Genomic DNA, 12,781 nt, shown 5'->3' on the forward strand with positions numbered 1-12,781 from the left:
CTGCCCAAAATTTCAACGTTTTGGGAATGCATATTTAAGAAGTTAAATTATTGACACTCCTTAAAAACTGTATTGAGACAATAACCAGAAATAACTTGTCTACTTGTTTTACGCTTATCTTTAATAATCAAAGCTGGCAATCGCAAATATGTGTAATTTTTTACTGTATTTCTGGGGATTAGAGATGTAAATAGCAATGTAGCTTTTAAAGCAAAAAAAGTCTACCGTAGAAATAAGTAACTTCTCTAGCCGTGAATGAGTGCATCAAAGCTGAAAAATTAACTTTATTTTGGCAACACACATAGCATTTTTAGTGGTTTAATCAGATACTGAAAACACTACAACTTATATATATAAATGCTTTTGAGTCTTTGCTGTCGGAAATGTATACTGCTCTGTAGAGTTATTTAGATAAAAAAGTTGAAAGTTAACTAAGCAATCTAGATCGCTTAAGTAGGATATTAATTTCACTGAATGCAGTTTTATCATAAAATTAATGCAATCAAATCATATAAATTTACGTGTTAATGCTGAGTAAGTGAAGCTATTTTATTTTTTATTAACATTAAATATATCTGTGTAAATACTAAAAATAGAGATTACTAGTATTAAAGTTTTACAATAACTATTCCTCGCACTACCAAGCATACCCGATATTTTTAGTCGGGTATGTTTGACTGGTATTTTTGCTCGTGTTAGTATCAGGCGACAAGTGACAGACAAACTTATTAAAGCTAGTTTATGACTCAGGCAATCAAAACCCAAACCCAAACCCAAACCAGCACTGCCTACTTTCAAGCCTTGAAGTGTAAGGAATGTGGTGCAGAATATGAACTCAAAGCCAGTAATGTTTGTGAGTCATGTTTTGGGCCGTTAGAAGTTAAATATGATTACAACGCCCTACGTCTGACTGTCACTCGTGAAACAATTCAAGCTGGGCCCAATTCAATTTGGCGCTATCGTCCCTTTTTGCCTGTCGCAGCTGACAATGTAATAGATGTGGGAACTGGTATGACTCCCTTAGTTCGTTCCCACCGTCTTGCCCGTCGCCTGGGTCTAAATAAACTTTATATAAAAAATGATGCCGTGAATATGCCCACCCTGAGCTTTAAGGATCGGGTGGTGTCAGTCGCTCTATCTAGAGCGCGGGAGTTAGGTTTCACTACTGTTTCTTGCGCTAGCACTGGTAACTTGGCAAATTCTACAGCTGCGATCGCAGCTCATGCCGGTTTAGACTGCTGTGTGTTCATCCCCGCAGATTTAGAAGCCGGTAAGATTCTCGGTAGCTTGATCTACAGTCCCACCCTGATGGCCGTCAAAGGCAACTACGATCAAGTCAATCGTCTCTGTTCGGAAGTTGCCAATACACATGGCTGGGGTTTTGTCAACATTAATCTGCGTCCTTATTACTCTGAAGGTTCCAAGACGCTAGGTTTTGAAGTTGCAGAACAACTAGGCTGGGAACTTCCCGATCATGTGGTTGCTCCTTTGGCATCTGGTTCGCTCTTTACAAAAATTTATAAAGGGTTCCAAGAATTTGTCGAAGTTGGTTTAGTAGAAAACAAAAGCGTCCGTTTCAGTGGCGCTCAAGCTGAAGGTTGTTCGCCAATCGCCCAAGCCTTCAAAGAAGGACGCGACTTTATTAAGCCAGTAAAACCGAATACAATTGCGAAATCGCTAGCGATCGGCAATCCAGCAGACGGTATTTATGCTGTGGAGCTAGCTCAGAAGACAGGTGGTAACATTGAATCAGTCAATGATGCAGAAATTATTGATGGCATCAAGTTGCTGGCAGAAACCGAAGGTATCTTCACAGAAACGGCTGGTGGTACAACTGTGGCTGTGCTGAAAAAACTGGTAGAAGCTGGCAAAATTGATCCAGATGAAACTACCGTGATTTACATCACTGGTAATGGTTTGAAAACCCAAGAAGCAATCCAAGGCTACGTTGGTGAACCCTTGACTATTGATGCTAAACTGGATAGTTTTGAACGTGCGCTAGAGCGATCGCGTACTCTGGATCGTTTGGAATGGCAACAAGTCCTCGTTTAGTTAGGAGTTATGAGTTACGAGTTTTTTATTCATAACTCCTAACTCTTAAATTGTTTTTCTCACTTTTAACTCTTCACTTTGTACTTCTATGGCTGTAACAGTTTTAGTTCCTACAACTCTTCAGAATTTGACTAATAATCAAGCTAGTCTAGAATCCAACGGTAGCACCATTGCTGAACTGTTAGACTCCTTAGAACAAAGCTTTCCTGGTATTAAATCTCGGTTGTGCGATGAAGAAGGCAAGCTACGTCGATTTGTAAATTTTTACGTCGATAGTGAAGATATCCGCTATTTAGATGGTATCAACACAGCCTTGAAAGATGGCGATGAAGTCAGTATTGTTCCTGCTGTTGCTGGTGGTTAATCCTGAAAACATCTACCTAGATTTAGCAAATGAATACATTTAGGCTTGCCGCTAATGGCAGGCTTATTTTTATTGGTTTCAAATTCAGTATATCGAAAACTTTTGTAAATGACTTTAACAGCAACTATAAAAGAATTCCTGGGAATTTTTAGCTTTTGACTGACCTACTCTAGAACTCAAAATAAGAGGAGCCTGTACAGAGATCGTTTAAATTCATATTAGATTCTCAACAATCCTCCACCAGAGATCACCAAAGCATAATCTTGTTGCTCCTGTTGAACCTCAGCAATAACCTCAATTTTCCACTTACCAATCTCAGGAGTTTCAACAATAATCCCTTCTACGTTACAATACCTTTGCCAAAAAAAGAGTATGAAGAGATAGGGCTGCCGTAGTAGAGTTATTGTCTCTCACAACGACAACTCAAACACTACAAGCAGCCCATGCCCGATATCTTATCACTGTTACAATGCCTGCTACCGCAGATCAACGCGACAACTATGCGGCAATTTAACCAAATAATCCTGTCCATGTTAGCAATGAGCGGGCGAGTCACGATGTTGGGAATCTCTCGTTGGGCAGGCGTTGGTGGTAGTTATCGGACGATGTTGAGATTCTTTCATACAGTAATCCCTTGGGCGACGTTGTTTTGGCTATTTTTCCGCAAGCATTTGTTCCGTGCGAATGAGGTATATTTGCTTGCAGGAGATGAAGTTGTAGTGAGTAAATCAGGTAAAAAGACTTATGGATTGGATAGATTCTTTTCCAGCCTAGTAAGTAAACCAATATTAGGGCTATCTTTCTTTACATTATCATTAGTAAGTGTTGAACAAAGGCACTCGTTTCCGATTCAGATAGAACAGGTGATAAAGAGTGATGTAGAAGAAAGTAGCCCATTACCACCCCCAGAGGTAAAATCTCAAGAAAAACGTCAACGTGGACGACCAAAAGGAAGTAAAAACAAGAATAAAACGGAGGTGATTTTAACATCTGAATTACTACGTATTCAGAAAATGATTAATTCGCTTTTCAAGTTATTAGGTGATTTTATTCCTCTTACCTACTTAGTATTAGATGGTCATTTTGGAAACAATAATGCCTTACAGATGGCTCGGCAAGTTAACTTGCACATAATTTCCAAACTCCGCTACGATTCGGCATTATATATACCTTATCAAAAGCCTGACTCCAATAGTCGCTCTCGTCGTAAATACGGTGACAAAATCGATTATTGTAACATACTTAATGACTACTTATGTAAAAGTACCATTGAGGATGAGATCCAAACTGACATTTACCAAGCTACTTTACTCCACAAGGAATTTGCCCAGGCTCTCAATGTAGTTATTTTAGTCAAAACCAATCTTAAAACTAATGCTCGCAGCCATGTAATTCTATTTTCTAGCGACCCGGATTTGTCCTATGAAAAGATAATCGACTACTACAAACTGCGATTTCAAATCGAGTTTAACTTTCGTGATGCGAAGCAGTTCTGGGGATTGGAAGATTTTATGAATTTAAGTCAAACTGCTGTCACTAATGCTGTTAATCTAGCATTCTTTATGGTCAATTTATCCCATCATCTTCTCGCTGATTTTCGTCTCCTTAATCCCGACTCCGGCATACTTGACCTTAAAGCTCACTATCGTGGTTTTCGGTATGTCCGTGAAATTTTAAAAATGCTTCCCGAAATGCCTGAGCCTATTTTATTAACCCAGATTTTTGCCAAGCTTACTTGTTTAGGACGTATTCATCCCGTTTCTACAGGCATTGAACCCTCGTAAATTGGCTAAGGTATTGTTTATGACTGGTGGTTTATGTATTGACATGGCTTAAAATAGCTGAAGTTGCTGTGAATTATCCTGTACCGCAGGCTTCTCATAGACCATACCTTCGACTTCATAACAGCGAGTCATAAGTTTATTTCGATTTAGCCGAAAGCTGGCTTTTTTTCTTTGATTTGGCAGAGGTACAAATAGATACTGTGGATGTTGTATACTACCCTCATCTCCCAAATATCGAGAAAGTGTACCGTTGATTTGGTAAACTTTTGAAGAGCTTAACAGGGTTGAGTCGTAAACTTTAATCAAATTTAATTCCATTTTAGTAGCAGTGAAGTGTGTCATAATTTGTTGTGGAATCGATTTTTCTCTACAGTCAGATTTAATCAGTCTGACTGTAGAGTTTTTCACGCATAATTCGTTACCTTTGCGTTAATTATTGATTGAGATTGATAGAAGATGACAGATAGAAATACTCGAAAATCAGATTTAATTTTTTCTTTGATTCATCTGATAAGGCGTTAAAATCAAACTCTTCAGAGTCCCAAACTTCATCAAGACTTGTTGACTCATCGATAATGTTTGCAATCAAACTCGATTCATCATCATGCTTCCAGCCATTTGCTAAAAGCCACGGCAGAACTCCCTTAGATTGTAATAGTTTCTCAATGTCGAACGAGTCAGAAAACTGCTGTAAGTTTTCGATACTGGGGTGAACGATTATAATAGTCATGGGGTATTTAAATGATTGGCATACAGCCCAATCAAAAGATGGGGAAAGAGGAAAAGAGAAAGGAATTCATGAATTAAATTATCCTTAGAAAAGCAAGGTTTTTACCTTTTCCCCTGTCCCTTCTTTATTAGCTGTAGATAAGACTTGAGAACTGATCAAATATGCTTCCCTCATGGAAGGCAAGTAGGGAAGCATAAAGGTGAACACAATTGCTGTAATCACTGCAATAAGTATTTAGTTATTAAGAAGGCACATCCTCCGAGAAACCAACTTCATCATCATAATTTGCTTGCATAGACTGCAATTTGTTGACGAAGTTAGCAAATTCTTCGTTAGTTAGTGACTGCCTTCCTTTTTTACCATAGTTCTCTATGAGAAACTGTTTGCCCTTTTCCTCGCCCCAACCTAAAGCTTCAATCAATCGTTGTGACTCCATCATCAATTGATTGCGATCTAGTGCATGAGACGTATGCTTTGGTAAGTTATTGTTAGGCAATCCTTTTTTCCACCAATCGCAGATGGAATTATGCACAAGGGCAATTTCTTGAGCTATTGGTTTCTTGCCAATACAATAACTCTCCCAGTCGGGCGCAGTTGGCTTTTCGTATCCGCTACATACACAGGCATTGGAAGTTTGCCCCCCTTTCTCACGTTTCTCTGTTTTCAATATGGGACAAAATACCCACATCGAATGCCAAAGTAAATTCTTTGGTTGGTGATGTTTGCCTTGAAAACTTGCATAAGCTTGTTCGCAGGTTTCACGGAATGCCATTAGTTGTTGATCAAACGACACTTGAAACACTCCCCAAGCAGTTATTTGTACTGGTGCGATATGAAGAGGTTGATTTTGGACATCGACGAAAATCACCATATACCGCCTACCGAATTTGTAGGCGTTCTTGTCCAAACCATCACTGCTACGCCAAACTCCAATCACCTTTCTATCGTTTCCGTATAGCAGAGGCGATCGCCCAATCACAAGTATTCGTGGTTGTCTATAGAGAGCGCCAGGAATGCCTATCTTTTCATCGTTTTCGTCCAACTTGTTAGTAAGAACTTTATACTCTTTCCCACCAACTAGTTCTTTATTTTCGTACCATCCTGCTAATTGTTGATTTTCGTAAGCAATCCAAATGCCTGCGGGTGAAGGAATGCTTTTAGCTGCTGGAGTCTTTTCGTATGACTGATGTTCAGCAGAATCAAAGTCAAAAGCTGTCATAGTAGCTGCTGCCTTTCTTTAATGTTAGTTTTCGCAAAAAATAAGCGAAGCTTTAATTCTGAGTGGCGAATGGCACTGATTTTAAAACAGTGGTGGAAGAGAATTCTCTTCCACCATTTCACTTACGCCGCTACCAACTCCCGACGAACTTGCGGCAGTTCAATCGGAGCAGTTACCCTGGACAGTGCTTCTACAGCCTCCCTGACGCTCCAGTACCGTACTCCATCGCCGCACCGCCAATAGTAAGTTTTAGGGTCATTTTCCCAGACTTCATCACCGTTTCTGACCTTGAAGAGTATGCCTAAAAACTCACCGTTCAGATATACATTGTGAGCCGTCTGGAGGTCAGTCTTGCCGACATAAGTTAGTCGATAGCCGTCTACTGGCGTACACAAGTCTTCTGCACGAGTCCCGCGATATCCACAGTTACCGCACCCATGACCTTCGCAGTCTGGACAGATGGCAGCAGGCATATTCCACTTCGGCAGTGTAAAATCCCATTCAGCCAGTGGGGTTAATATTCGAGCCTTGTGGGAAATATAACAACCAGCATGACCAATTACTTTATCAGGATAGTATTGGATGCTCAACGATAGCCAATCACAATCACCCAACAAGCCAATTTTCTCAGAAGCTTGTTTTAATTCCTCATCTTCCTGGTGATTGCACTTTACTGGAGCAGAAAGACTCGCTTTTACCTCTGCAACAGCGCATTTGAAAGATTGTTTGTGGTAACGAGCATAGCCGTGGATCATTTTTACCCACACGATATCATCACTGTTGATCCAGATAGTTACTACATCTTCGGGCTTGCACTCTTTTGAATAGTCCGACTGATTGACGATGGTTGCGATGATTTGGCGATCCTGCGTGGTCAACGGATCTTTTGTTGGCGCAGGGGCTAAACTTTGTGTCATCATTAGAAATTGCCTCTTCTTTAAAAGGTTGGGGGCATAGGGGCGATCGCGTAGTTTTCCAGACAGAGCGATCGTCCTATTTATTGGTCATCTTGTTGTGCTGAAGGCACAACACTCTCAATCTAGATTTGGCGAAGCCTTATAAAAGTATTCCAGGGTAAAGCATATTAACTGATGATCAAAACACCAGACAGCACAAAGCTGTAGAGAAGATATTGGGATGTTACCGTGTCCTCTGTACAGCCATGTGGAAACTACTTGAAAAGGCGATTACATACTGAGGAGTAATAATCGCCTTAATTCTGCAAAGATTGAAGTTTTTAGAACCAGTTTTTAGACTTGGTGGGTCATCGGAATCATCTCACGGTGGCTTGGCCATTACAAGTTTAAGGCTTCCGGCTGCTAGTCCCGGCGGCTATTGGTTTCTAATAGTTTTGTTGCTAATTCAATTTGTTTGGTTTGAGTTTTGAGGGCTTCTTTCTTTCTCTGAGAGGCATCGCGCTCAATTCCTCTCTTGTATATACAATTTACAACATTATGTTGTACTATGTCAATAGAGTTTTGCATATTTCTTGTAAACTTTCAGGATTGATTACTAACGCTGGAAATAACTTCCAAATAGGTACATCAAGCGCATTACAGATAGCAAATGCATCTTCTTTGGAAATTGATTCTGGTCTATTTCCAGGGTTTGCCCATTCAAGGTTTTGGATAAAAGTATTGCTGCGACCAGCTTTACTCGCTAATTTATCTCGGCTAGTTTTACCCCGTAGTTTTCTCAATCGCTGTGCTGTTTCTTCATCCCAAGTAAAACGAGATACATAGGACAGTTTCACCAAGCAGACCTCCTCTGTCATTTAGCTCTCCTCTAATTTACAACACCAACTTGTGTTTTTAGAGTTTTTTGATTACACTGAGGTAGTGATAATGCAAAAGCGATCGCCAGCCAGGAAGCAACGCGATCGCTTTGCCAAACTCATTTACAAAAAGTAAGCCAATTATAATGCTGACACACTTTTGGTGTGATTCAGAAATCAACCAAATGCCCCAGTCTAGGCAGATAGGCAAATACGCGATACTCAAGGGCTATGTTAATGCCACCCAGATGGCTAAAGACTAACCATAAACTTTTGTCAGACTACATAAGACGATAGCTTTATTCTTCCCTTAACAAAGTTTTAGGTATTTCAGCTTACAATTTGTCTGACTTCTCTTTCCAAAGGCTGTCCAAAATCTTCTTAAAATCACATTTACCGTTCACATCCAATTCCATCCCCATCTCGGTCAAACCCATGAGGATCGGGTAGCAGCACTTTAAACCTTCGTTGGCTAATATCTCGGCAATTTAAGTCTGGTGAATTCTTTGGAATGCAAAAACCTGGGTAAGCAGGGTCGCAGTTATTCTGTTGTTGTCCTTGAGTTGGTACTGAAGTTGCCCGTTGAGCAGCTTTGTGGCGAAAGTCCCAAGGCATCACAGGATTAGACTGGCTCCAAAAAGCTAAACGCTGTTGTTTAGCGGTGTTTTCACCCTGCAACAAACTATCTTTAGATTCTGGACAGCTTTTTAGATACTGACGATAGATCACAGCCTGTCCCTCTTGCACCATCTTGAGATTGACACTGCGATTCTCGACAAATACCTCTGCAACCAGGCGCTTATATTTGTCAGTTTCAATAGCACGTAGGGTAATTCCTTGTCCCACTGGCAGCAATTGTTTAAGTCTTGCAGATGATTGTTGACCCCAAGGGTTTTGCTTCATCTCTGGTGCATCAATGCAAGCGAGGCGGACAGTCACAGTTTTGTTACCCGTTCTCACCCGTATGGTGTCACCATCACCTACGCTTACAACTGTAGCGGTAAGATTGTTGGCAAATACGGGTAACGACATTTGAGCTACAAGCAAAGCGCCAACACCAATCAAGCGAAATTTAAAAACCATTTGTACTAAAAATCACTCTTAACTTCTTTTAGAATTCCCAATTTCAGCCAAGCGATCGCTAGTTAAACCACAAATTAGTTTTATGTTTTAAAGTAGAAAATATTATCCAGTCTACTTTTTTTTTATTCTAGGTTTTTACTCTTTATCTTCAGTAGTCACAGAACGAATTAATTCCCGGATTACATCGGTTGCTGGTCTGCCAGTCATTGAGCAGTATTTTTCCAGCTTCTCTGCTTCACTTGAGGTGAGATTGATTGTAAGTCGTTTAGCAGCCCATTTTTTATTCATAATATTAGAAAAGTTTGATTTAGCAACTACTTCTCTAATATCAATCACTTAATATGTTCTTTAACATGGGGCTACCACTGGCTTTTAATTTAAGAGATGATAAAGCAAACTAATATGTTTTTGGAAATAATAGTGAGGACGTAAAGTCTATTTCAGAAGATAAAGTTTCAGTCTATTAAAAACAACAATTATTAAGGCAGTGCCAAGAAAGTATAAAATAACTTAAGACAAAATAAGTACTCTGGTCAAGTAAGTTTTTACCGTTTCTCAAAAAAGCATCGCATCGGCAGCATTGTGATATACATCAGCAACCCATTACCACAGCACTCCTGTGGGAGATATTAAAGCGATTGAGGAAGCGATCGCTTGTGATAAAGCAGTACACTGGTACTATGGCGAAACTTCCAGAGTGCGATAACTGTCTCCTCTATTCACATAACCCCCACCTCGTCTGTGTCGTTCACCCTGATGGGGTAGAGGGTGAGAGCTGCTTGGACTTTCGACTTGACCCCAACGCCAAAGCAGAGGAGTTATGGCAACCGGAGGGGGCAAGCTACTATAACGGTGAATTAATACTGCAACCACAACAGCGGTGGACACAACAGCAAAAGCTGGAGTTACTTGATTGGCATCCAATGTTTACTGGTAAGTGTCCCCAGTGCGGTGCATTTTTTGACCGAGACTACACCTCAAGAGTGCATTGGGATTGTGAGTGTGGTTGGATGGATGATTCAATTTAGACCGTTCGCTCTTTCTTACTTCCTTGTGCTTAATGCCTGCTTGCTCAATTGCATCACAAGATTTTGGGGTAATGGGTCTACGACAGCATCGGTCGGCAGAGATTTAATAAAAGCTGTCACCTCTTCCCCAGTTTTATATTTCCCTTCACTCCAAGCATCAGCAATCTGTTTCGCTACCCGGTCAGCATCATCAGGGTTAGCATGGGCGGTAATACATTGAATATCATTACCTGTAAATGATATCCATGTCTGCCAACGTTTCGTAACTGGGTGCTGCACAATGCCTGTAGTCAGTTCATTGTCCTCAAGCACTGATTTTTTCTTTGACCCACCGAATCCTTTAAACATAGCTGTATTTAGTAAACGCTATTTTAAAATGCCCAAAATCAACACAGCGATCGCTTTAGTAAGCTGCTAACAGTTTTGACTCCATCCAGTTGTGGGGGATAATCTACGTGCGATTCGTTGATTAGTGAATCACGGTGTAAGCCCGTACATAACTAATCCAACCTGATAGCAGATTACTGTCATCAAAGGTTGAACTCTCGGTTTGATGTAGGTGCAAGTCCTGCCATTCAGACTCAGAATTGACTCCTTATCTGCCCACACCGAACAAGCTCGGTTCTTGTAGAGTGAAGCTGGGAACAGGGCGCAATCAGACAGCCGTTACGGGTTGACACTGGCGCTAACAGGGAGTTCCTACGGTGAAACCGGGTCTAGGAAAGCAACTTAATCCCAAGCAGGGCGTAACACAAAATCCCTGACTTCACTGGAGAATTAATTCCCGCCGCATATAGTTGATGTTAACGGCTAGAGTCAAGGGAATCCAGTAGTTGAAATGACCACGCCTAACGGAACTATCAATCTCTCCGAGGGAACGAATAAAAACGATTTGTGAGTCTTGGGGCAGTCGAACCCCCGGTAGGCTAGACGAGAAGCGGAATTCTCACAAGTCGGGTAGGACAGACCGTAATTGGTCTGAGGTGTTCAGAAAATACAAACTCCAGAAGAGAAAATGATTAGACACAGTGTAAAAACTAGTGAATCTTGGAAAGCTTTACCGTGGAAGAAATTCCGCCGAAATCTTTTCCGCCTTCACTCATCGCGTATTTAAAGCGGTTCAAGTTGGAGACGAGCGGAAAGCTAGGTCACTCCAAAAGCTTATTCTAAAATCAACCTCGGCTCGATTTCTTGCAATTAGACTTGTATCTCAGCTAAATGCTGGTAAAAAGACGGCTGGTATTGATGGTAAGAAATCCCTGTCATTTGAGGAACGCTTCAACCTTGAAGAATTACTGAAAATGAATAGTGGAAATTGGAAGCATCAAGGACTAAGGGAAATCCCCATCCCCAAAAAGGACGGGACTACCAGAATGCTTAAAATACCCGTAATGAACGACCGAGCCTTGCAAGCGCTAATCAAAATGGCATTAGAGCCGGAATGGGAAGCGCGATTTGAACCTAACTCATACGGGTTCCGACCTGGGCGCTCATGTCATGATGCGATTAAAGCCATATTTTTATCAATCGCTAAGAAAAGCAAATACGTGCTTGATGCTGATATCGCAAAGTGTTTCGACCGCATCGACCATGAGGCACTGCTAATAAAATTAAATACATTCCCCACCATCCGCCGACAAGTTCGAGCATGGTTGAAAGCAGGAGTGATGGATGGAAAGCAGTTGTTTCCAACATCTGAGGGTACGCCACAAGGCGGGGTAATTTCCCCACTACTGGCAAATATTGCCCTTCACGGGATGGAAGAACGAATAGATAAGACATTTCCTGAAATGTCGTATACCAGCAGGGAAACTTGGTATCACAAAAAAGGTACAAAGTTTAGAAGCCCCCGACTTATTCGATACGCCGATGACTTCGTGATTCTTCATGAAGACATAACCGTTGTCCAAAGATGCACAGAGATAATCTCTGAATGGTTAAAAGACATGGGTTTGGAATTGAAACCTTCAAAAACACGACTAACTCATACGCTAAATGAGTATGAGACAGAAAAACCAGGATTTAACTTTCTCGGTTTTAACGTAAAGCAGTGGAAAGTGGGTAAATACCACTCAAAACAAGGTTTCAAGACAATCATCACCCCAAGCTCATATAAGCAGAAGATACATTACGACCGAGTAGCAAGTATCATCGACGACCATAAGGCAGCGCCACAATCGGCGTTAATCAGTAACCTTAATCCGGTAATCACAGGATGGTCAAAATTCTACTCAACCGTAGTAAGTTCAGTGGTTTATTCCACTCAGGATCATCTCATGTATCTAAAGCTTAGAGCTTGGGCAAAACGCCGCCACAACAAAAAAAATGGTAAATGGTTGGCAAAAAAATATTGGCAAACCATAGGCGGTAATAATTGGGTATTCGCAAACAAGCAAAAGGGTAAAAACCCGATTCAATTACGTTCACACGCAGAAACATCAATAGTTCTATATGTGAAAGTTAATGGCGAAGCCAGTCCTTATGATGGCAACCTAATTTACTGGAGTTCAAGAATGGGGAAACACCCAGAAGTAACTAAGAGAGTGGCGACACTCTTAAAGAAACAAAAAGGGAAATGTACCCACTGCCAAATGTACTTCCGAGAGTCAGATGTACTGGAGATTGACCACATAACCCCTAAGAATTTGGGAGGCAAAGACGAATACAAAAATCTTCAGATATTACATAGACACTGCCATGATGAAAAAACAACTGAAGATGGTTCAGTTGTGAAGTACACATGACAA

General features: G+C 40.9%; 13 protein-coding genes. 5 read left to right on the plus strand and 8 right to left on the minus strand.

The genetic code is table 11. The annotated features are described in order from the left end of the window. Positions 1-741: 741 nt before the first annotated feature. The 3 genes from thrC (at position 742) to HWQ58_RS15970 (ending at position 4,200) form a co-directional block, all read left to right on the plus strand. Positions 742-2,052, plus strand: coding sequence for a threonine synthase (gene thrC / locus HWQ58_RS15960; protein ID WP_292864199.1), 1,311 nt, complete (start codon positions 742-744; stop codon positions 2,050-2,052). A gap of 88 nt (positions 2,053-2,140) precedes the next feature. After that, positions 2,141-2,416, plus strand: a complete 276-nt coding sequence (locus tag HWQ58_RS15965) for a ubiquitin-like small modifier protein 1 (RefSeq protein ID WP_094342283.1) — start codon at positions 2,141-2,143, stop codon at positions 2,414-2,416. Between the two features lie 443 nt (positions 2,417-2,859). Beyond that, on the plus strand, positions 2,860-4,200 hold the full coding sequence (locus HWQ58_RS15970) for a transposase (RefSeq protein WP_292864203.1): 1,341 nt from the start codon (positions 2,860-2,862) through the stop codon (positions 4,198-4,200). Positions 4,201-4,248: 48 nt separating this feature from the next. Here HWQ58_RS15970 and HWQ58_RS15975 read toward each other — a convergent pair whose 3' ends face one another. From HWQ58_RS15975 to HWQ58_RS16005, 7 genes are all read right to left on the minus strand, one after another. Beyond that, on the minus strand, positions 4,249-4,518 hold the full coding sequence (locus tag HWQ58_RS15975; protein WP_292864395.1) for a hypothetical protein: 270 nt from the start codon (positions 4,516-4,518) through the stop codon (positions 4,249-4,251). Positions 4,519-4,633: 115 nt separating this feature from the next. Continuing rightward, positions 4,634-4,930, minus strand: a complete 297-nt coding sequence (locus HWQ58_RS15980; RefSeq protein ID WP_292864206.1) for a hypothetical protein — start codon at positions 4,928-4,930, stop codon at positions 4,634-4,636. A 241-nt stretch (positions 4,931-5,171) separates the two neighbouring features. Beyond that, complete coding sequence (locus tag HWQ58_RS15985; protein ID WP_292864209.1) at positions 5,172-6,149, minus strand: DUF5895 domain-containing protein; 978 nt, start codon at positions 6,147-6,149, stop codon at positions 5,172-5,174. 122 nt (positions 6,150-6,271) lie between these two features. Next, positions 6,272-7,069, minus strand: a complete 798-nt coding sequence (locus tag HWQ58_RS15990; protein WP_292864212.1) for a hypothetical protein — start codon at positions 7,067-7,069, stop codon at positions 6,272-6,274. A 542-nt stretch (positions 7,070-7,611) separates the two neighbouring features. Next, positions 7,612-7,923, minus strand: coding sequence for an XRE family transcriptional regulator (locus HWQ58_RS15995; protein WP_292864215.1), 312 nt, complete (start codon positions 7,921-7,923; stop codon positions 7,612-7,614). Positions 7,924-8,316: 393 nt separating this feature from the next. Continuing rightward, the gene (locus tag HWQ58_RS16000) at positions 8,317-9,006 is read right to left on the minus strand and encodes a thermonuclease family protein (protein ID WP_292864269.1); all 690 of its coding nucleotides are present in this window, start codon (positions 9,004-9,006) and stop codon (positions 8,317-8,319) included. A 135-nt stretch (positions 9,007-9,141) separates the two neighbouring features. Further along, positions 9,142-9,294, minus strand: coding sequence for a ribbon-helix-helix protein, CopG family (locus tag HWQ58_RS16005; protein ID WP_292864272.1), 153 nt, complete (start codon positions 9,292-9,294; stop codon positions 9,142-9,144). Positions 9,295-9,686: 392 nt separating this feature from the next. On the opposite strand from HWQ58_RS16005, the gene HWQ58_RS16010 reads away from it, so the two are divergent. Next, complete coding sequence (locus HWQ58_RS16010) at positions 9,687-10,034, plus strand: hypothetical protein (protein WP_292864275.1); 348 nt, start codon at positions 9,687-9,689, stop codon at positions 10,032-10,034. Between the two features lie 15 nt (positions 10,035-10,049). On the opposite strand, the gene HWQ58_RS16015 is transcribed toward HWQ58_RS16010, so the two are convergent. Further along, positions 10,050-10,382, minus strand: a complete 333-nt coding sequence (locus tag HWQ58_RS16015; RefSeq protein WP_100903434.1) for a hypothetical protein — start codon at positions 10,380-10,382, stop codon at positions 10,050-10,052. Between the two features lie 692 nt (positions 10,383-11,074). Between HWQ58_RS16015 and ltrA the strand changes: the two genes are divergently transcribed. Further along, a complete protein-coding gene (gene ltrA / locus HWQ58_RS16020; protein WP_292864279.1) occupies positions 11,075-12,778 on the plus strand; it encodes a group II intron reverse transcriptase/maturase in 1,704 nt (567 codons plus the stop codon). Positions 12,779-12,781: the final 3 nt, after the last annotated feature.

The sequence above is a fragment of the Nostoc sp. LPT genome (assembly GCF_017115165.1).
In the GTDB taxonomy this organism is placed as follows: domain Bacteria; phylum Cyanobacteriota; class Cyanobacteriia; order Cyanobacteriales; family Nostocaceae; genus Nostoc.